This window comes from Bacteroides sp., from assembly GCF_030151085.1.
Classification (GTDB): domain Bacteria; phylum Bacteroidota; class Bacteroidia; order Bacteroidales; family Bacteroidaceae; genus Bacteroides.
In genome coordinates this window covers 38,397-59,585 of sequence record NZ_JASLER010000049.1, presented here as the reverse complement: position 1 = coordinate 59,585, position 21,189 = coordinate 38,397, and the positions used below count along the sequence as shown (strand labels likewise).

Genomic DNA, 21,189 nt, shown 5'->3' with positions numbered 1-21,189 from the left:
CTCGCTATTTTGTCATCTTCTTGATTAATTCAATCTCTTCTACCTTATATGGAGTGAAGTCTCCTTTATAAATATCGTGTTGCCATACTTTGGTATAAGGCAAGTGTTCGGGGCGATGTCCCCAGCAAAGATGAGTCTGAGTCTTGCCATTCACAAGACCCCAAAGCATGCATCCCACATTGCCTTCTTTAAATACCGGAAGAATATCAAGTACTGTAGATTTGGCTACGCGGTTCATCCATTCGGTGCAGATCGTCGGGCGACCCATACGAACGTAGTCCTTCATAGCCTTTTCTGTTTCAGCTTTTGGAGCATAGATATGGAAAGTGATAATGTCCGAGTTGGCAGACAGGAAATCATTCAATTCCTTATTGCCGTTCCACATGCCCGATGTGATAGGTTGCTTCGGATTGACTTCACGTGCCCATGTAAAGACTTTGCGCAGAAGGGGAAAACTTCTTTCGGGCATCGTTGTGTTGGTTGGTTCGTTGTATAAATCCCAAACGAAGATACGGTCATCGTCTTTGAAACGGGTCATTACATCCTTTACGTATTTCTCCAATTTGCCATGAGTACGCTCGTCCACTACCATTGAATAGCCCGGCGACGGTGACCATGCCCAAGCATACCATCCTTCCAAGGGTTCGGACTGCTTGCCTACCACCGGGTCTGTATTCACGCCAAAAGCGCAATCGTCGAAGAAGATAGGCATAACTTTCACACCGTATTTATCGCAGATGCCCAGGAAAGTATCCAACGTACGAAGGAAGTAAGCAGGATCGTCTTCATAAACTACGTACTGCATCACTACACGGGCACAGTTCAAACCAGTTTCCTTCATTAGACGCATTTCTTTGTCTATTATGTCCGGCGAGAAGCTGGTTTTATCCCACATCGCTGTATAATTAATAGCATTCGCAGGAATATAATTCACGCCACAATACCAAGGGTTCTTCTCTCCCCAAGCTTTAGCTTTTTCTACGCTCCACACTTTGGCTTGGGCAAAGCAGGAAATACATGTCAGGAACGACATGCAGAAACAGATTAACGATTGTCGTATATTCATAATATTATCATATTTAGTTCGATGGCAAAAGTAGGGCAAACTGTGAAATTGTAGTAATTCTATTCTACCAGAAAATAACGTAAACCATCCAAATGACGGATATGTATCTCAATAAATGCAATAATCTTACCACTTTAGCATGCTAAATGGAAAGATATTCCTACTTTTGCATAAGAATCAACGTATTATTTTATGGTTTTAAATTACATTTGGGTAGCATTTTTCGTAATTGCTTTCATTGTGGCACTTTGCAGGCTGCTATTCATGGGAGACACAGAGATATTTACGCAACTTGTCAATTCTACCTTCGACTCTTCAAAGACTGCATTCGAAATATCATTGGGATTAACCGGTATACTCGCGCTCTGGCTGGGTGTGATGAAGATCGGCGAAAACAGCGGCATGATCAATGCGCTTTCGCGTTGGCTAAGTCCAGTATTCTGCCGCCTCTTTCCCGAAATACCGAAGGGACACCCTGCTATGGGTTCTATCTTTATGAACCTTTCCGCCAATATGCTGGGATTGGATAATGCAGCTACTCCAATGGGATTGAAGGCCATGAAGGAACTTCAGGAGCTCAACCCAAAGAAAGATACAGCCACCAATCCAATGGTAATGTTTCTGGTTCTGAATACTTCGGGATTGATACTTATCCCCGTCAGCATTATGATGTACCGTTCACAGATGGGTGCTGCTCAACCTACTGATATTTTTATTCCTACTCTGATAACTACCGCTATTTCGACCGTTGTGGGAGTTATCGCTGTCAGCATTGCCCAACGAATCAACTTATTGAATAAACCTATTCTTATCTTAATCGGATGTATCAGCCTTTTCTTTGCTTCACTTATCTATCTGTTTACACAGATAAGCCGTGAGCAAATGGGAGTCTACTCAACACTGATTGCCAATATCATACTATTCTCCATCATTCTGCTCTTCATTCTGTGGGGATTGTGGAAGAAGATAAATGTATACGATGCCTTTATCGAAGGCGCTAAAGAAGGCTTTACTACAGCTATCCGTATTATCCCTTATCTGGTTGCTTTCCTCGTTGGAATCGCAGTTTTCCGCACTTCGGGAGCGATGGATATATTAGTAAACGGCATTGGTTATGTAGTAGGATTGTTCGGGGTAGATACCAGCTTCGTAGGCGCATTGCCCACTGCCTTGATGAAATCGCTAAGTGGTAGTGGTGCCAACGGATTGATGATCGATACCATGAAGCAATTCGGTGCCGATTCATTTGTTGGACGTATGAGTTGCGTGGCACGTGGTGCTTCGGATACTACATTCTATATTCTTGCTGTATACTTCGGTAGTGTAGGTATCACCAAAACCCGCAATGCGGTAACCTGCGGATTGATAGCTGATCTTTCCGGAATCATTGCCGCCATTATCATTAGTTATATGTTCTTCTTCTAAGAAATAGTCTCAATTTAAAAAGTGATATTTCAATCGTAAATTGTACATCGTAAAATCGTAAATAAAATGATAAGTTATCAAACAGACGGCGTTGAAATGCCCGTCCTCAAGAAACGTGAGACCACGGAATGGATTAAATCCGTCGCTGCCACTTACGGGAAAAGAATCGGTGAAATCGCCTATATCTTCTGCTCGGACGAGAAGATATTGGAAGTGAACCGCCAATATCTGCAACACGATTATTACACAGATATCATCACTTTCGATTATTGCGAAGGAAATCGCCTCAGCGGAGATCTCTTTATCAGCCTCGACACCGTGCGCACCAATGCGGAGCAATTTGCCGGCAATGATTATGAACGGGAGCTGTACCGGGTAATTATCCACGGCATTCTTCATTTGTGCGGCATTAATGATAAAGGACCGGGAGAACGGGAAATCATGGAAGAGGCGGAAAATAAAGCATTGGCAATGAGGCTATAAAGGCATAGTCAAAAGGGCTACACCATCCAGTAGTCAAGGCTACACCATTTCATAGGAAGGGCTACACCATACAAGGCAGATGGTGTAGCCCTTTTTGCTTCAAAGAAATCTTTAGAAGATGAGTGACTATTCAATCAACTCCATTCTTACTTCTTCACAGAGAATTTATAGATACAATGACTATCATACTTCTCTCCCGGTTTTAGTAACGCTGACGGCCACTCCGGTTTATTGGGGGTATCGGGATACTTCTGAGTTTCGAGACACACAGAAGCACGGTGATTGTACACGATCCCTTTCTTTCCGGTAAGCGTACCGTCGAGGAAGTTACCGGCATAAATCTGAACTCCCGGTTCGTTAGTGTAAACATCGAGGACAATACCCGTAAGGGGAGATTCGAGAGTAGCACATGGACGGGAATCGTCGCCACGGGTATTAAGAACCCAGTTGTGGTCATAACCCTTACCGTACTTTAACTGTACAAAATCATTATTGATACGGGCTCCTACAGCAACGGGCTGACGGAAATCCATATCAGTACCTTCTACCGAAGCTATTTCACCGGTAGTCATGAAAGTACTGTCTACAGGTGTATAAGAGTCGGCATCAATGGTAAGCAAATAGTCTGAGTTAGTTCCCGAAGGATTACCATCGAGGTTGAAGTAAGAATGGTTAGTCATGTTGACTACAGTAGTACGGTCTGTTTCGGCACTGTAGCGGATGTCGATGGCATTATCATCGGTCAGAGTAAAGATCACTTTACAAGTCAGATTGCCGGGAAAGCCTTCCTCACCGTCTTTGGAAAGATAAGTCAACTCCAAAGCTTGATCGCTGAGAGGACGGGCATCAAAAACTTGATACTGAAAGCCACGGGGACCGCCATGGAGGCAGTGACCATAGTTATTCTGAGGCAACTGATATTCCACACCGTCGACCGTAATCCTGCCTTGATTGATACGGTTAGCATAACGTCCGATGGATGCGCCGAAATCAGAAGGATATTTGATATAGTCCTGAATGGAGTCGAAGCCAAGCACTACATCTTTCATGGCTCCTTCTTTGTCCGGTACCATGACAGACACAATACGTCCGCCAAAGTTTGTGATACAGACTTCCATGCCATTCTTGTTCTTCAGTACAAACAAATCGGTTTGTTTGCCGTCAACTTCAGTTTGGAAGTCGGTACGTTTCAAGCCCGAAGCAGTAGTTTCACCGCTCGGTTTGTCGGTGCAGGCTGATACTAGCAGTACCACTCCGACTAATAAAGTCATCATTTTATTCATATTGTTCTCTATATTTTGGTTTACTTAAGTTTCAGACATGAAAGGCTAAGGGGTAACAGGCTTATCACTTATTCCTTGCAAGAGGAAGGCTATTGCTCCTATTGCACAAGATGGCATCTCATGCTGCTCAAGATGGCATCTTGTGTAACATAAGATACCATCTTGTGCATGTATTGAAGTAGACATCCGGTTGATATGCCTAAATGTTTCAGATGAGAGGCATTAGTGATCGAAGGGAGAAGGGGTTACTTCTCCCGGTTCCGGTTTATCACTTAGATACGCCCATGTATCGCTCGGCACGTCCGGGTGTGAAGAGTTCCCAAAGGGAAGCTACCGTCCACCCCGGAGCGAAGATATTGTTGTAATAACCTTTTCCGTTTTTGCCGTAGTCCCAATTGGTGTGTTGCACTACTTCGGGGTAATAACCAACTTTGGCAACGCCACACAGGTGCCCTTCGTAAGGCAAGAGTTGACGCATAGAAGTAGATATTACTTCAGAGAAGTCGGAGAAGCGAGGTTCGTTATACTGTTTGGCAAGCCAGTGCAGAACGTCGGCAAATTCGAAGATAAACACGTCGATATGATTATTTTCTACCGATACATTGCCCCAACCACGGGTTTTCAAACCGATATCGCCCAACATTTGCCCTTCGGCAAAAGGAACATCCCAGGTATAGTACCATGATAAGGCAAAATAGGCGGCTTTCTTAGACAAATCGGCATAATGTGCACGTTCTGCTCCTTTGGTGGCCAAAGCCAGATAGTAAGTGGCAGTAGCAGCATACAGTGAAGCCTCTTTATCTTCGCAGTTGGCATCAAGCGTAGACGAGAAATAATCAGACTTGGAGATCAGTTCCTTTTCCAGATAATCGGCGGTACGCTTGGCACTTGCTAGGTAGCGTTTGTCTTTGAAGTACTTGGACGCCATTACCAAAGGCAACGTAGCCGAAGGAGTACTACCACCACTTGCATCCACGATAGAGAAGTCATCTTTGAACTTGCGGGGGAAACTGCCGTCGGGGTTCTGCAAACGTAGGAAAGCATCGAGCATACTCTTCATGCGTTTCTCCCATTCAGGATGCTTACGACCCTGCTGCTTTTCGTAATTCAAGTAATTCAGTATCGCATATACACCTTCGGACTGACGGCGGATACTATGGACAGTCTCTTTAAAGTCACGATTATAATGAACCACTTCATTAAAGAAACCTGCCGGAGAGAAACCATTCTGAAGATAAGTATCGAAGATGCTGTTGGCATTCATCACTAAGTCTGTACGATTCTTTTGCGCTCCATACTCCAAAGCATTAAATGCATTGAGCAGAGTACGTCCTACAAAGCCTACTTCGGCAACATCGGTACTGGCACAGTCAGCCGTTTTCAATTCCACACCTGAATAATAATGGGTGGGCGTATTGCCTACATAACTTTCTACAAAGAAGTTGCTCATGACCTCTTTCATGCGGTCGATGGTATAAGGAGTATCTACTTTCTGTGGACGATTGGTATCGTAGCAATACTCCCAAGTGCGCTGCACACAGTCCGAGAAGTCGGCGGCAGCTCTTTCTGACAATTCCCAGGTAAGGGAAATACTATCACCTTTGCGAAGCAATTGGTAAGCCTCAACGGCAGGGGCCAGTGTAAGTTTGCGGATATATGTCTTAGGAGCTTCTTTGTAGGGAAAACCGTAAGAGAGTACCGTTGTTCCATCAACATTTTCAAAACCGGTATAGCCGATGGAAGTCTCCCCGGAGAGGATAACTTCTCCCTCTTTATGTGTAGTCAATGCTTCTTTGTCAAATTTATCAATGCGGATAACGGACATCGACTTGCCGTTTGCGGGACTGAATACAGCCGTGAGTGGAGTACTCAGACGGTCTTCACGTATCAGCCAACTATCCGAAGTATGGAATGAAGGGGCTTCTTTAGGTGAGCGCAAGTTGCGGCGATACCAAAAGCCGGGCATATAGAACTGGCAGTCATCATGACGGTAACCTGTCTTTACCTGCTCTCCATAATTGAAATAAACATTCTCCAAGGCTTTCAGGGTCACTGTGATTCGCTGATTCCCGTCTTTCTCTACCACTTGGCGGGTGATGCTTAGCGGCAGTTTATCAGCAGCCTGGCAAGTATAGGTGTCATCAGCCTGCTTCTTGATAGTAAGCGGATAGTTACGGGCATCGTTTCCCGGAATCTTCAAGGAAACGGAAGCTGACACATCCTCCGGGACATCATTCATTGCCCCTACATTCGTAATGCCTGCAAGAAGCATTATCCCCAAAAACAATCTTTTTAGTCTCATAGTCATATCTGTTTTATTGTTGTTAGAATACAGGTTTATCGGACTCTGTGGAAGGAGAAGCTCCCTCTACTGAGGGCCAACCGTCTTTCCAGTCAATCTTGTCCATCATTAACACACGCCCTTCGGGATTCTTTGTGCTCACGGCATGGTAGAAGAACCAATCGTTGCCGGCATTGTCCTCCACAATCTCAGAATTATGCCCGGTGCCTACAAAAGCATTATTCTTATGGATCAGGACTTCATGCTTATTGTCGAGCATACGCCCGCCGTTCTTGTCAACGTATGGGCCGAAAAGATTCTCAGAACGACCTACAACTGTAGTATAAGTACTATTCAATCCCTCACAGCAACTACCTATGGAAGCAAAGAAATAGTAATAGCCGTCTTTCTTATGGATATAAGTACCTTCGTATGCTGTTCCTGCCACCTGCTGAGGTGTAGCGCCTTCTTTGAGTGAGAGTCCGTCATCTGATAGTTCAATGCCATAGAGGCCGCGGAAACTGCCCCAGAAAAGGTATTTCTTTCCTCCTTCTTCCATATAGAAAGGATCAATAGAGTTCTGCACATTGATTTCATCGCTACGGAACATCTTTCCATGGTCGATAAAAGGTCCTTCAGGCTTGTCGGCAGTAGCACAGCCGATACCGCAAGTCCATTCGCCTCCCCATACGGACATAGAGTAATAGAGCACATACTTATCCCCTATCTTGTTGATATCCGGCGCCCACAAACCACCTTTTTCTTCGAAGTTCGGACGGGTACGCTCGGTAAAGGCCGTACTCACATATTCCCAATCCACCAGATTTTTGGAACGATGAATCGGCAGATTACGGATATCCTCGGTAGCATACAAATAGAAGTACCCATCTTCTCCTTTAATGATAGAAGGATCGGGCAGGCTGTAGTTAATTACCGGATTCCGGTATACATTCTTCGGTTGTTCTTCCTTATTGTCTTCTTTGGCTAATGTCGATGAAGAGCAAGCTACCAAAGAGCATAATACTGATAAGACTAATAACTTTTTCATAAGCGTATTTTCATTTCTTTATTTATTTCATTTGCCGGAAGTACTACCCAACACCTGCGGTCTGATAATTTCACCACCTATAGAGACTATTCCCTTATCGGAAATAGCAAAATCTTTAATGAACGATGTACGTGGTTGTACTGTGGTGCTATCCCAATGCGCATGGAAAATATATTTCCAACTACCATCTTTACAACGGAAAGGAGCGCCATGACCAGTACCAAGCAGGCCGTCCGTACGTTGCAGTATAGGGTTGCCCTCATATTTCTTCCACGGTCCCATCGGACTGTTTGATGTTGCATACCCTACTCCATAGTTTTTGCTTTCAAAATGATTGGCGGAATAAACCAAGTAATACACGCCGTCCTTCTTCAAAATAGAAGGGCCTTCAGCTACCTTGGCCGGTTTATCTTGCGATAGTTCCCAAGGCTCGCCTACTTTGATACATTCTGTTAGTGTCTCTTGCTTAATGCCGGTCAAGTCGTCGGTCATTTGTGCCACCCAAATGACATTGCCATCCGTGAAACGGACAAAATAGAGATAAGGGGTACCGTCATCATCGATGAAAAGGGAAGTATCAATACTCTTTTCATTCCAAACAGGTTGTTTCACTGCCTGACGGAACGGCCCTTGCGGTGCATCCGCCGTTGCCACGCAGATATGCTCTTCGGTAGAATAGAAAAGATAAAACTTCTTCTTAGAGTCGATATAGTAAACTTCAGGTGCCCAAAAGCCCCAAGTACCATAGGAATCTTTGGCAGACAACGCTTGGCTTTCGCGTTTCCAGCTCTTCAAATCGTCGGAAGAGAAGCAAGCGAAACCTTCTCCCTCAACTGTACCTCCGGTACCGTAAGCGTAGTATTTACCCTCATAAAGCATTACGTAAGGGTCGGCTATCGGTAGATAATCCGATTCAACAGCCTGCTTCGTGTGACATCCGGCAAAGCAGATGCAAAGTAGCAATAGGAAAATAGAGTTCTTCTTCATATCGATAGGCTTTATTTTACTACTTTAGGGGTCATATATTCCTTGCTGATTCTCATACGGTCTACTCCATCTACCTTTTCGAATGACAAATCACCAATATACATAGCCCGCGGATGGATCGTGTTCTTGTCTTTATGGGCATGGAATACAAGACGAAGCTTGCCGGCTTTGTCCGTAAACGTGGCACTATGCCCCACTCCAACCAAATCTCCGGGTTTCTGCAACAAAGGATTCTCGTCATACTTGGTCCAAGTCCCCATCAAGTCAGTAGCCGTGGCACAGCCTATTCCATAGAAAGGACTTTCATAGCTATTGGCAGAATAAGTCATGTAATATACTCCGTTATGCTTCATTACGAAAGGACCTTCATTGACACGCGGCCATACTTCCTCCCAAGTTTGTGATACATGGATGCAAGGATGCATTGTCTCTGCCTTAATTGTAATCAGATCCTTTTCCAATTCGGCCACCCAAATATTAAGCCCATCGTTGAAACGGTCGAAAAACAGATAAGGTGTGCCATCATCATCAATAAACAGAGAGTTGTCAATACATTTTTCGTCGGCAATCATGGGTTCTTTCTTGCTTTGTACAAAAGGTCCTTCAGGTGAATCGGCTGTTGCCACACAGATATGCTCGTCAGCCGAATAATACATATAAAACTTTCCGTTGACTTCATAAACCTCGGGGGCCCAGAACCAACGGTCTGCCCAGACATCCTTTTTATGTAATGCCATGGTTTTATACTTCCAGGTCTGCAAATCATCGGAAGTATACACCTCGATGCCATCTTCTGCATTAGTGCCGTAAGCATAATAAGTGCCCTTGTGCAACATAATAAATGGATCGCCGAGAAGTACCGGAGTCTCAACTCCCTCAACGACAATCTCGTCGATATTCTTGTATTCCGAAGAACACGATTGGCAAGATGTCAGCACAGCCAACGAAAACAAGTATATATAGATAAGATTCTTTTTCATAATTACTTCTTTATAATTTATTTCCTATATGATAATACAATACACCGTTATAAGCCGGAGAGCCCTTCTCCGAACAGAATCCGATACGGGATGCAGGATACAGAATATCGAATGCACCTAATTCCCTGCCATCCACAAAGAGGTAAAGCTTATCTCCCCGCCTCACTGCACGGAAATTATAAGATTCTTTTAATTGCTCATGAATTCCGATTTTATAAATATGGCGCTGCAAGTCTTCCGCATCTTTATTGATAAACCTGACTCCTTCAGCTTTCACCGGAGCAAAGTTCAAACAATTATAGGCAGGGTGTTCTGCTACTTTCGCTCCTTGATTACTTATCGGATTCCACTCACCGTTTGCCAAATACTCTATCGTGAACTTACTGAACATATCCTCCACAAACTCAGCTTTATTACCGGCGTCATGGCGGTTCAGATAAAGAGCATCCAACCAAGTAGGAGTAGCAAAACGATAACATTTCTCGATGAAATCGGTATATTTCACATCCGGATAAACTGTTTGCAAGCATTCCAACGGGAAGTTCTTCTGCCAAGCCTGCTTGCCTTTCTTCACAGCAGTAACTTCAAGCATGCGGGTAATACCATTAAACTGAGCCTTCACATAATTATTCCGATCCACATATACCGGATAACTGCCTGCTATACTTTGCTCCAATAAATCAGACAATTGAAAGCTGAATTCATAATCATTCAGCAAATCATTTTTCAGCACTTCTTCCTTACCGGTAAGTTGCAAATGGCAATCATCAAAACCGATGGTATAAGTCACGCCTTCGAACAAAGCATCCTTTGCCTCATCAAATACTCCGGGAACACCCGCCTCATCAGCAGGAATAATCCCTGTAAAGATATGCTTTTCAGGAGCAGGGATTTCATCCAGCCACACTTTTATGCAATCGGAATTGCGCTCCATACGCAAATGATGATAAACACCCCACCGGAAATCTTTGGGTAAAGTAAATGATTCCTTATTTTCTTTTCCATTAAGGCGGGTACGCAAATACCAGCATTGATTCTTTGCATCCAGCCCTATATAGGCACAGTTGTCGGTATCTTTCCACCAGGCAATAATGCCTGCTTCATTCTTCGTATTTACTCCCGCTTCAAACAAATAAGCAATTGACGCTTGTACTCCTTGCAACGCACCGAATGAAGGTTCTGCCGCCTTCTTGGAGTAAGTAGGCAACGAGGGTTCCGGATGGTAACCAGCCGTTTGTGGTCCTGTTATGCCATCTACAAACATCGTCTTATCAAAGAACTGGATGCGGTTGATATATTGTCCACGGTGTTCGTGGTTCTTATTTGCCATATAGATAAGCCACCATTCAAATCCATTGGGACCTCTCAGTATATTGGGTTGCCCCGGAGTCATCAAGATTTCATCGGCAACTTCGTTTTTCATGTCGAACAGAGATACATCAAAGAATTGTGAATGTCCTTTGCTCGTTTCTACTGCCAGTAAGTTCGTACCTTCTTTTAAAGCCGCACGAAGCTTTTTATCCAAGTTTACGATACAGTAATCACGTCCCTGCTTATCGTAAATCAATGTCCCATTCAAATAAATGCGGGTATCCCCGTCATGGGCAACGCGCAATGCCAAATTACCCACCTGCTTATCAGCGGAAAAAGTCTTACGCAGCCATAAAGAAGGAGAATTCCATAGGGTACCCAAATGGCGGGTAGTTGAGCCTTTCACTTCTTCGGATGAGAAACCGGTTTCGCCCTTCTTCCAGCCAGAAGCATCGTAGGCTATTTTTGTCCAATCACCTTCCGGTCGGCTCTCGGTATAAGCAAACAAAGGGTCGTATGTGCGGCCATACCGTAATAAGTCCACCTGCTTTTCTTCTAGTTGCGTCTGATTGCAACCTACAACCGGATAGCTATATTTATTTCCATGTTGAAAACCTAAAGGAGAGTCAGCCTCAGCAACTCCCAATTGATAATTACCCCATTCCGTTGAGGTGTGATTCGCATTATACATCATGTAATAACGGTCTCTATATTTAATGACCCAAGGGCCTTCCGCTACTCGGTTATCCATTGTTTCCCATGTATCCGGCAATGAAGCGAACTGGCAAACCGGTTCACCGGAAAACTCTGCCGGGTTCTTCATTTTACGTCCCCAAATGGTGTTTCCATCTGTAAAGCGTACCATATACATGTACAATTGTCCGTTGTCGTCTTTAAATATCATAGGATCGATACGATTATCCATCCAAGTCTTTTTATTGGGTTCGGTATAAGGCCCTAATAAGTCTTTACTCTGTGCATGTACAATGTGAACGGCATGCTTGTCTTTTCCCCAATAGTTAACAGACCAGTAAAGGTGAAAATCGCCATTCAGATAAAGCATGTCATTCGCATGAATCTGATTATCTCCGGCTCCGGTTCCTTTTGTCCAGTCGTTATCCATAGTTACCACATGAACCGGCTTACTCCAATGAACCAAATCATCGGAAACATAAAAATCCCCGTTTGTAAATACTCCGCCGATATAGTACTTGCCATTGTATTTCATCGCACCGGCATCAGCCACTCCAGGAAGTACCGGATTCTGGATATTCTGGGCAAACAAAGCGCTACAACAAGCAAAAGCGAAAGGTAATAGTAGTTTTTTATAGACAAGCATAAGGTATAGTATTTAAGAAAAGAAAAGCTATGTCGGAAGCGTCCTCAATAAGAAAGCGCTTCCGAACATAGCCTTCTTTAGTTATTAATAGTTAGGATTCTGAGTCAAATGTATAACACCACCTACAGTGCTGACATCCACTTCATCTCTCGGAATAGGCAAACGTCTGTGTTTGCCAACGATGAAGTTATTGAAATCCTTGTCACGAGCCTTCAGTTCGTCAATACCGGCCTGAGAATCAAGCAAGCCCCAACGCTTTAAGTCAGCCCAGCGCCAGCCCTCAAAACAAAGCTCCAAAGTACGCTCCATTTGGAGGCGCTTGAGGAAGGCATCTTTTGAGCTCAGGCAATCTTTCCATTTACTATCTTTCAATTTAGCCAAACCGGCACGCTCTCTTACTTTATCTACATAAACAGCAGCATCGGCAACTGGAGCATTTGTTTCAGCCAGACATTCCGCATAGTTCATCAAGATGTCGGCATAACGCATGATACGGTAGTTATTACGTGCAAAATAGTCTTCACGTTCACGATAGTAAGAAGTATTGTACTTACGGATGTAGCAATCCTCCGGATCTTGTCCCCATTCGTCGAACCACTGCGAAGCATCTGCATTGGCATAATATTTTTTAGATTGATCGGGGAAATCATCACCAAAGTGTTTGTAGAGAATACTATTGTATAAACGCAAGTCGTTTTTACCATCTGCTCTTTTCTCTTTCAAAAATTCATCTACCAACCAACGACGTGCTTTTCCGTCACCCCAACCTGTACCATGATCACCACCGGGAGCATAGAACTGTGTACGTTGGAAACCAAATGCCATGCTGGCATCATTACCTGTTCCACCTTTGTTCTGATCATCAAACTGTATTTCAAAGATACCTTCTTTGTTGTTCTCATCCAAATCGGTGAAGTTGTCTTCACGATTAGCTAAAAGTCCGTACAAAGTACCTTCCTTGTCAATCAACCATTGCAGTTGCTCTTTTGCCTTATCATACTTGTGTTGCTGCATATAAGCCTTGCCGAGCAATGCTTTGGCCGCACCTTTGGTTGCACGTCCCACGTTGGCAGCATCCCAGGATTCCGGCAAATTATTCATAGCAAAAGTCAAGTCTTTCTCTACTTGGTCCCAGATTTCCTGTTCGGAAGCATCTTCCGGAATATAAGTGGCATCTTGGGGTTCCAATGGCATGGTTCCCTTATCCCACAGCAAGTTTACCTGGAAGTACCACAAGGCACGCAGGAAAGAGGCTTGTCCTAATACTTGATTCTTGGTTGTTTCGTCCATCTCAATTTTAGGCACATTGGTCAACACTTGGTTGCAACGGAAAATACCTACATAAAAATGCTCCCAATGAACAGTGTTGCCTTCATAAAAATTATAATTGTTGTAAAGGAAACGTGTCCAGTCACCCAGTTCAATCCAAGGAGAAGAACTCCATCCTTCGTCCGAAGTCAAGTCATAGCGGAAAGAAAGCCAACGCATCCAGGTACCTTCCTTGTAGAGGAAGCTGTAGCAAGCATTCACTCCGGCAGTAGCATCTTCAGGCTTATTCCAATAAGTGCTATTTGTCACTTCATTGGGGTTATCGATATCCAATAAATTTGAGCTGCATCCGGTGCACAAAGTCAGAGCACCTGCAAGCATTAATCCATATATCTTTTTCATAATTTCTAAACTGATTTAAAAGTTAAAAGGTCAAATCCAAGCCAAACATTACCGAACGGGTATTAGGATATGCAAAGCTGTCCGTACCGCTGTTCCAAACAGAGTTCGCTCCCTTGAAGTCAGGATCCAAACCGGAATATCCGGTGATAGTAATCAAGTTGCTACCGGTAGCATAGAGACGAAGTTTCTCAACACCTAGGTTAGTCAGCCATTTCTGCTTGAAGTTATATCCGATAGAGATATTCTTCATGCGGAAGTAAGAACCATTTTCCAAGAAACGGTCAGCATCACGGTTATTACGGAAATCACCGTAAATAATACGTGGAGTATTGGAATTCGGATTCACTTGATAAGGTTCTTCACCCTTTTTGAAGCGAATGTAGTTGGAGTTATCGGCAAATAAACGACCTTGCCATTGAGCAATGTTATATATCTTATTACCAAACTGGCCGTTCCACATCATGCTGAAGTCGAAATTCTTCCATTCTGCATTGAGCACCAATGACATTTGCATCTTCGCCCATGGGCTACCGCAAAAAGCACGGTCAGCATCGGTTATCTCCCCATTGTCATCAATGTCAAGGTATTTAACATCTCCCAATTGCGGACGTTTTCCTTCAATCATAATCGGTTTGCCCGTAGATGTTACATAGTTGTCAATCTGTTCTTGTGTTTTGAAGATACCGTCTGTCTTTCTCAAATAAAATTCAGCTAAAGATCTACCCGGTCTTGTTCTGGCCTGACCTGAATCTATATAGTCTTTACTACTACCATCACGACCTAGACTCAGTACTTCATTATCCATTGTAGTGACATTCAACAACGCACTGTATTTGAAATCTGACACTTGGTCTTTCCAGCCGAGTGTGAGTTCAAATCCCTTATTACGCAAGCTAGCAGCATTCTTCCACGGAGAACCTCCCTGGTTACCTGTTGAAACAGCAATCGGAGTCTCAGCCAATACATCACTGGTCTTTGAATTATAGTACTCGGCACTAAATGTTAAGCGTTGATTGAGAAAACTTGCATCGAAACCTACATTCACAGTCTCTTTAGTTTCCCAAACAAGGTCAGCATTCACCAGTTTCACCTGAGTAGAACCCGGAACAATAGCTCCGCCAATTACAGATACGATACTTTGGTTAATCGTTCCAATATAATCCCAGTCACCGATAGAAGCGTTACCCAAACGTCCCCAGTTACCTCTGATCTTTAAATCATTAATCCAGGATACATCAAAAAAGTCTTCTTTAGACAATCTCCAAGCTGCTGAAACAGAAGGGAAGTTACCCCAACGGTTATCCTTAGAAAGGCGGGAAGTACCGTCACGACGGAATGTACCGGTCAGATAATATTTATCATCATAGTTATAATTTACACGACCCAAGTAAGAAATCATCGCATTCTCACTGATGCTATTAGAATTTTGCTGATTGCTTTGTCCGGCATTTAATACGCCCAAATAACTGCCATCACCCAGCAATGGGAAATTCAGACGGGAAGCCCATAATCCTTCCCACTCATGATGTTGATAAGTAGTACCGACTACAGCATCTACATGATGCTTGCCAAAGTCTTTATTGAAGTTCAAAGTATGTTCTATCAACATATTGTACGTATTATCACGTGCCTTCTGTCCTTCCGGATCACGATGTTCCTGATTCTGAGTCCAGTTACCTTCACCACGGAACCAAGAATTCTCATAGAAATAAAGGTCAACACCGGCATTGAATTTATAAGAAAGGAAGCTGAATGGTTTCACCTCCAACCATAAAGAACCATTCAAACGATTCTGACGGTAATGACGATATTCCAAATCCTCACGTGCAATTGGATTCACGCCGAAGGTATTATACTTAGCAGCATCACCATAGCCATATCCACCCGGGTTATTTTCATCGTAAATAGGAATGGTAGGCATCATGCGCAAGAAGTCATTATAAGTATTTGTCTGGTTCGGGTCAGTGTTCGTGAGTGAATAAGCCAGATTCTCACCAAAAGAGAACCAACCTTTCTTACCCTGAGTATTCACACGGAAGCTATAACGGTCGAAAGTATTTCCATAAGATACGCCATCGTTGTTATAATAACCGGCTGATAAGAAGTAACTACCTGAGTCACCACCACCGGAAAGTGATACATTGTAATCTTGTACCAAAGCAGTTTTCAAAATAGCATCCTGCCAGTTGGTATCATAAGATGAGTGCTTCTGAGTACTGTTTACAGTAGCAATACCATCCTTGATGGCTTCATTGTAAGCAATATCATTATACTTTATGTATTCTGCCGCATTCATCAAGTCGTACTTCGGACTCCATTCCATCGTTTCCTTTACATTCACATTTACTTTCATGGGGCCTTTAGCACCTTTCTTGGTAGTAACGATGATCACACCGTTGGCGGCACGCGAACCGTAAATAGCAGCTGCCGAAGCATCTTTCAAAATCTGAATAGATTCTGCATCCGAGGGATTAAAATCGACTCCCGGATCAGTAATCATACCATCGATTACCCACAACGGAGAGTTATTACTCAAAGAACCGACACCACGAATTTCAATAGAAGCATCTTCACCTGCCCGACCGCTACTGCGTACATTGACACCAGTCGCCAAACCTTGCATCTGGCTCACCAATGTTCCGGCTGTGCTTTTCTTCATTTCTTTCGTATCCACTACAGCAACAGCACCGGTCAAGTCTGATTTTTTCACGGTTTGATAACCGATGACAACAACCTCTTCCAACGCTTTTGCATCATCCTTCAGGATTACATGCATTTTGGTTCCTTTAAAAACAACTTCCTGAGTAATCATACCGATATAAGAGAAGACAACTGTACTTCCCTTTTTTCCACTTACCGAGAAGTTACCGTCCAGATCGGAAATAGCACCCGTAGTAGTACCCTTCACCACTACATTCACACCTGTCAAAGGCTCGTTATTTGCATCTGTTACCGTACCAGTGATATTCACATCCTGCGCATAAGCGGTAGCTGCAAAAACAACAAAGAATAAGAATAAGATTTTCTTGATCATTTTTTATAGAATTAGATTTTAAAACTTTGCGGAAACCAGAATTCCGCCTTGAATTACATTTTATAGTAGAAAGTAATCTTCTACCAAACATAGATGGTTTAATGGGATTTGTTACGTCATAGGCATTTTGTTCATAGTGCAACATTTTGGTTAACTTTTCCGGATGCAAATATATCAGTGCAAAACCAAACGGGATGCAAATATTGCTTCAATCTATACAATTATAAAACCAAAAAACCGCCCTAAAACATATTCCAGAGGCGGTTGATTAGATTATTCTATTTTCATGAATAATCGGTCTATTACTTCACAAAGTCCTTGGGTAAAATGCCGAATTGTTTCTGAAAACATTTGGTAAAATAAGAAGGAGTATTGAATCCAGTCATATAGCAAACCTCATTAATTTTACATTCTCCTTCATTCAATAGTTCAGCCGCCTTCTTCAAACGTTCCAAACGAATGTAATCATTGGGAGTCATATCCAATATACCTTTTATCTTTCTATTCAGGCTGGAACGGCTCATATTCAGCAAGCTTGCCATGTCATCCAAACAGAAATCCGGATTCTGCATGTTCTCTACTACTATTTCTTTCAACGTCTTCAGGAATGCTTCATCCGCTTTGGTCATAGCCATCGTATTAGTCTGTACAAAAGGAGAATGGGCAAAAGATACTCTCAGTTTCTCACGGTTGCTTAGCAAGTTGGATACACACACTCTCAGGTATTCTACCGAGAAAGGCTTTTCTATATATACATCCGCTCCCAACTTCATACCTTCTATTTTCGCTTGAAGAGTTGTTTTAGCAGTCAGTAGAATTATGGGGATATGGCTATAATCGAGTTCCGATCTCAGATGTTCGCACAATTCCAAACCATCCATCTCGGGCATCATAATATCCGAGATAATCAAATGAACCGTTTGTTCTTCCAATATCTTCAAAGCCTCAACACCATTCATTGCAGTCAGTACCTGATATTCCGATGACAATTGTTTCACTACAAAGGATTGCATCTCCAAACTATCTTCCACCACCAGAAGAGTATAACGGCATTGCTTGGAAACGGTTTCAGCAATTCTCTTCTCTGAAGATTCTTCATTAATCACTTGTTCTTGTTGTTCAATCTTCACTGTTTGTGCATGTTTCACGGGAAGAGACAGTAAGAAACAATTGTCTTCCATCGAATCATCCATGCATAACGTTCCTTCATGGAGTTCAGCCAGCGAACGTGCCAACGCTAATCCGATACCGGTACCGGATACGGCACTCAGTACACCGCCTTTATACTGGATAAACGGCTTAAATATCTCTTCACGCATTTCTACCGGTACGACGTGACCATCATTGCATACCGAGAACATTATTCTTTCGTCTTTCACGTAAAGTTTAATATGGATATACGTTTCAGAATACTTGATTGCATTGGTCAACATATTACTAAAGATCTTGGTCAGCCCTTCTTTATCAACCAAGGCATACAAGTTTTCCGGATAATCGATAGTCAGTTCCAAGCCCTTCTGACGAGCTAATGGTTTAAAACGTTTATAGGTATTCTGCAAGATATCCGATAGGTTGTATTCTACAAAATCCAATTTGAAACCTTGTGTTTCCGTCTTACGGAAGTCGAGTAGCTGATTTACCAAATCGAGCAAACGATTGGTATTCATATCCATAATTTCCAAATCATCTCTGATATCATCGGACACCGACTTGGATGTCAATACATTTTCCAACGGACTCTTTATCAGCGTAAGCGGAGTACGTATTTCATGAGCAACATTCGTGAAGAAATCTATTTTGGCAGTATAAAGTTCCCGTTCTTTTTCCCGTTCAAACTTTTCCATTGTCTGCTGATGCTTTAGTTGGGTTCTCCTTCTGAAAAAGTGAATAATTGCAGCTAAAGAGCACAATGCCAGTACTACATAAATCACGTAAGCCCAAGTAGATAAATAGAAAGGAGGACGAATACGTATATCGAGCACCCGCTCCTTCTCATTCCACTTACCGTCGCTATTGGAGCCTTTTATGCGCAGTGTATAACTTCCGTATGGCAAATTGGAATAATTAATCATAGAATTGCGTCCTACCGCATACCATTCACGATCAAATCCTTCCAACTTATACTCCAAACGATTCATTTCGGGCGCTTGATAACTTAATGCAGCAACCTGTAAGGAGAAAGAGTTCTGGTTGGCATCAAGTTCTATCTGATTAGAATAAGTAATGCTCTTCTCCAACGGAGAAGCCGGACTATCTACTGAGAGACGCTTATTGAATAGATAGAAATCAGTGATAACTACCGGAGGAAGGAACGTGTTTTCAACGAAAGTTTCCGGATCGAAGACGATAAAACCATTGATACTACCCAAATAAATCCGTCCTTTCTTGTCACGGTATCCCGACTGGAAATTGAATTGGTTACTCAGTAATCCATTAGCTGTGGTATATACATGTTTGCTATCGATATCCGGATTAAAGCATACTAATCCGTAGTTTGTAGTGATCCATAAGTTTCCCTGTTTGTCTTCAACCATCTTATAGATAGTATTGCTGGGGAAACCCTTCGACATATCATAGCGTGTAAAGTTATCAGTATCCGGATTATAGCGGCAGAACCCCTCACCCAATGTCATGAACCATAGCCTCTTTTTGCTATCTTCATAAATGCTGATCACTTTATTATAGGAAATTGAAGTTGAATCTTTCTCATTAGAAAGATAATTCCTCCATTGCTGTTTACTGACATTGTAACAGAAAACCCCGTTGGAGAAAGTCGCGAACCAAAGATTACCGTTGAAATCCTCCAATATGTTATAGGTGAACATATTTTTCAACTGGGGAATCCGGGTAAAATCATCCGTAGCACGATTATACTTCAATAGGCCGGAAGTAGTACCTATCCAAACGTCCCCCGTAGTTGTCCGGCAGATGGTAAAGGCATCATTGGCGGTCATTGAGTTCTGACTATCGCCTTTGGTATAGTGCTTGACTTGCTTGGTATGCAGATTTACCCTATTCAATCCTCCGGAAAAAGTACCTACCCATAAATCATCTCCATCCAGGCAAAGACCGTGAACATTCTTATAGATGGAAGGATGTTCGAAAGGCTCTATTTTCCCACTTTCCGGGTTATAATTAAACAATCCTTTGTCCTCGGTGCCTACCCACAAAGTTCCGTCATTACTTTCGCAAATTTCACGTACACGTCGACCTAACTGCTTGAGATCATCCCGTGGATAGAACTTCTCGAAATAAGTCCATTGATGGGGGTAATAGTTCACTCCACCAAAGTACGAACCTATCCAGATACCATTTTCCTTATCACGGCAAAGTGAATAAATGGCATTATCCGACAAAGCGTATGAGTCATCCTGATTAGGAACGGTAAGATGGGTAACTTTGTCATTCGTCAGGTTATAGATATATAACCCGGACTCTGTACCCACCCACAATTCATCATCCGATTTGAATTGCAAGGCACGCACGTATGTTTCCAGCAGTCGGCGTGTTTTGCCGGTGGTAAGGTTTATCTCGGTCAATCCGTTGACCGAGGCTATATAAATACAATTATGCGGACCATTGACTTGCCAGTTGATGATGTCCCCTTTAAATATTTCATTCCCGTTGGCATCTTTATAGGGCTGCAAGGGAGTTTCAAAGTTATCTTTTGTGTAATATAAATTGTCGGCATACAAAGCCAGCCAACAAGTTTTTCCGTTCAGCCAAAAGCGAGTAACGTTGGCCAAACCCGGATCGTGCAAGTAATTCAGCAATTCGTGTTCTCCGTACTTGTAGCAAAACAGACCTTGATTCTCGACTGATATCCAGATATTGCCCTTTTCATCGCTGCTAATCATAGTAACGAAATCCCTGATACGTATCCCTCCTTCACTCGTCTGATTGAAAGCCGTAAAAGAGTCTTGTACCGGATTATAAATAAATACACCTCCGTCGGTTCCTATCCAGATATTACCCTCACGGTCTTCATAAAGGGCGGTGATGAAGTTCTTGCCTAAGCCTGAATTTTCTTTTTTATATACCCGGAAAGACATTCCATCGTAACGGTTCAAACCATCCTTTGTACCGAACCACATAAAGCCATTCCTATCTTGCAAAATCTGATACACAGTATTTTGTGAAAGTCCATTACGTATGTCGAGTGTTCTGAAATAGTAATGGACATTGTTTTGTGCATGCAGAGGCAGTGCTGCAAGTATGCAAAGATAAATGAATAGCTTTAAGGTCGTTCGTTTCATAATCTATTTAAAATTTCCTGCTAAG

General features: G+C 42.9%; 12 protein-coding genes. 2 read left to right on the top strand and 10 right to left on the bottom strand.

The window, feature by feature from the left end; genetic code table 11:
* Positions 1-4 precede the first annotated feature (4 nt).
* Positions 5-1,066, bottom strand: coding sequence for a glycoside hydrolase family 2 TIM barrel-domain containing protein (locus Q1W14_RS09820; RefSeq protein ID WP_300701185.1), 1,062 nt, complete (start codon positions 1,064-1,066; stop codon positions 5-7).
* 192 nt (positions 1,067-1,258) lie between these two features.
* Between Q1W14_RS09820 and Q1W14_RS09815 the strand changes: the two genes are divergently transcribed.
* Together Q1W14_RS09815 and ybeY are read left to right on the top strand one after the other, a co-directional pair.
* Positions 1,259-2,491: a nucleoside recognition domain-containing protein gene (locus Q1W14_RS09815; protein ID WP_300701183.1), complete on the top strand. Its 1,233-nt coding sequence runs from the start codon at positions 1,259-1,261 to the stop codon at positions 2,489-2,491.
* Positions 2,492-2,557: 66 nt separating this feature from the next.
* The gene (gene ybeY / locus Q1W14_RS09810) at positions 2,558-2,974 is read left to right on the top strand and encodes an rRNA maturation RNase YbeY (protein ID WP_300701181.1); all 417 of its coding nucleotides are present in this window, start codon (positions 2,558-2,560) and stop codon (positions 2,972-2,974) included.
* Between the two features lie 146 nt (positions 2,975-3,120).
* Here the strand turns inward: ybeY and Q1W14_RS09805 are convergent, their stop codons facing one another.
* From Q1W14_RS09805 to Q1W14_RS09765, 9 genes are all read right to left on the bottom strand, one after another.
* A complete protein-coding gene (locus tag Q1W14_RS09805) occupies positions 3,121-4,257 on the bottom strand; it encodes an aldose epimerase family protein (RefSeq protein ID WP_300701179.1) in 1,137 nt (378 codons plus the stop codon).
* A gap of 268 nt (positions 4,258-4,525) precedes the next feature.
* A complete protein-coding gene (locus Q1W14_RS09800; protein WP_300701177.1) occupies positions 4,526-6,559 on the bottom strand; it encodes a hypothetical protein in 2,034 nt (677 codons plus the stop codon).
* Positions 6,560-6,581: 22 nt separating this feature from the next.
* Entirely contained in the window at positions 6,582-7,586 is a 1,005-nt protein-coding gene (locus Q1W14_RS09795; protein ID WP_300701175.1) for a family 43 glycosylhydrolase, read from the bottom strand.
* A gap of 27 nt (positions 7,587-7,613) precedes the next feature.
* A complete protein-coding gene (locus Q1W14_RS09790) occupies positions 7,614-8,573 on the bottom strand; it encodes a glycoside hydrolase family 43 protein (RefSeq protein WP_300701173.1) in 960 nt (319 codons plus the stop codon).
* Positions 8,574-8,584: 11 nt separating this feature from the next.
* The gene (locus Q1W14_RS09785) at positions 8,585-9,553 is read right to left on the bottom strand and encodes a glycoside hydrolase family 43 protein (RefSeq protein ID WP_300701172.1); all 969 of its coding nucleotides are present in this window, start codon (positions 9,551-9,553) and stop codon (positions 8,585-8,587) included.
* Between the two features lie 10 nt (positions 9,554-9,563).
* Positions 9,564-12,203, bottom strand: coding sequence for a family 43 glycosylhydrolase (locus Q1W14_RS09780; RefSeq protein WP_300701170.1), 2,640 nt, complete (start codon positions 12,201-12,203; stop codon positions 9,564-9,566).
* Between the two features lie 84 nt (positions 12,204-12,287).
* Entirely contained in the window at positions 12,288-13,874 is a 1,587-nt protein-coding gene (locus Q1W14_RS09775; RefSeq protein ID WP_300701168.1) for a RagB/SusD family nutrient uptake outer membrane protein, read from the bottom strand.
* Between the two features lie 22 nt (positions 13,875-13,896).
* On the bottom strand, positions 13,897-16,908 hold the full coding sequence (locus tag Q1W14_RS09770; RefSeq protein ID WP_300701166.1) for a TonB-dependent receptor: 3,012 nt from the start codon (positions 16,906-16,908) through the stop codon (positions 13,897-13,899).
* 302 nt (positions 16,909-17,210) lie between these two features.
* Positions 17,211-21,164 (bottom strand): hybrid sensor histidine kinase/response regulator transcription factor, encoded by a 3,954-nt coding sequence (locus Q1W14_RS09765; protein WP_300701164.1) that lies wholly within the window; start codon positions 21,162-21,164, stop codon positions 17,211-17,213.
* Between the last annotated feature and the right edge of the window lie 25 nt (positions 21,165-21,189).

Bases quoted from the DNA above. Each gene is read 5' to 3' on its own strand.
- Q1W14_RS09820 (WP_300701185.1), bottom strand. From the start codon at position 1,066: ATGAATATACGACAATCGTTAATCTGTTTCTGCATGTCGTTCCTGACA.
- Q1W14_RS09815 (WP_300701183.1), top strand. From the start codon at position 1,259: ATGGTTTTAAATTACATTTGGGTAGCATTTTTCGTAATTGCTTTCATT.
- ybeY (WP_300701181.1), top strand. From the start codon at position 2,558: ATGATAAGTTATCAAACAGACGGCGTTGAAATGCCCGTCCTCAAGAAA.
- Q1W14_RS09805 (WP_300701179.1), bottom strand. From the start codon at position 4,257: ATGAATAAAATGATGACTTTATTAGTCGGAGTGGTACTGCTAGTATCA.
- Q1W14_RS09800 (WP_300701177.1), bottom strand. From the start codon at position 6,559: ATGAGACTAAAAAGATTGTTTTTGGGGATAATGCTTCTTGCAGGCATT.
- Q1W14_RS09795 (WP_300701175.1), bottom strand. From the start codon at position 7,586: ATGAAAAAGTTATTAGTCTTATCAGTATTATGCTCTTTGGTAGCTTGC.
- Q1W14_RS09790 (WP_300701173.1), bottom strand. From the start codon at position 8,573: ATGAAGAAGAACTCTATTTTCCTATTGCTACTTTGCATCTGCTTTGCC.
- Q1W14_RS09785 (WP_300701172.1), bottom strand. From the start codon at position 9,553: ATGAAAAAGAATCTTATCTATATATACTTGTTTTCGTTGGCTGTGCTG.
- Q1W14_RS09780 (WP_300701170.1), bottom strand. From the start codon at position 12,203: ATGCTTGTCTATAAAAAACTACTATTACCTTTCGCTTTTGCTTGTTGT.
- Q1W14_RS09775 (WP_300701168.1), bottom strand. From the start codon at position 13,874: ATGAAAAAGATATATGGATTAATGCTTGCAGGTGCTCTGACTTTGTGC.
- Q1W14_RS09770 (WP_300701166.1), bottom strand. From the start codon at position 16,908: ATGATCAAGAAAATCTTATTCTTATTCTTTGTTGTTTTTGCAGCTACC.
- Q1W14_RS09765 (WP_300701164.1), bottom strand. From the start codon at position 21,164: ATGAAACGAACGACCTTAAAGCTATTCATTTATCTTTGCATACTTGCA.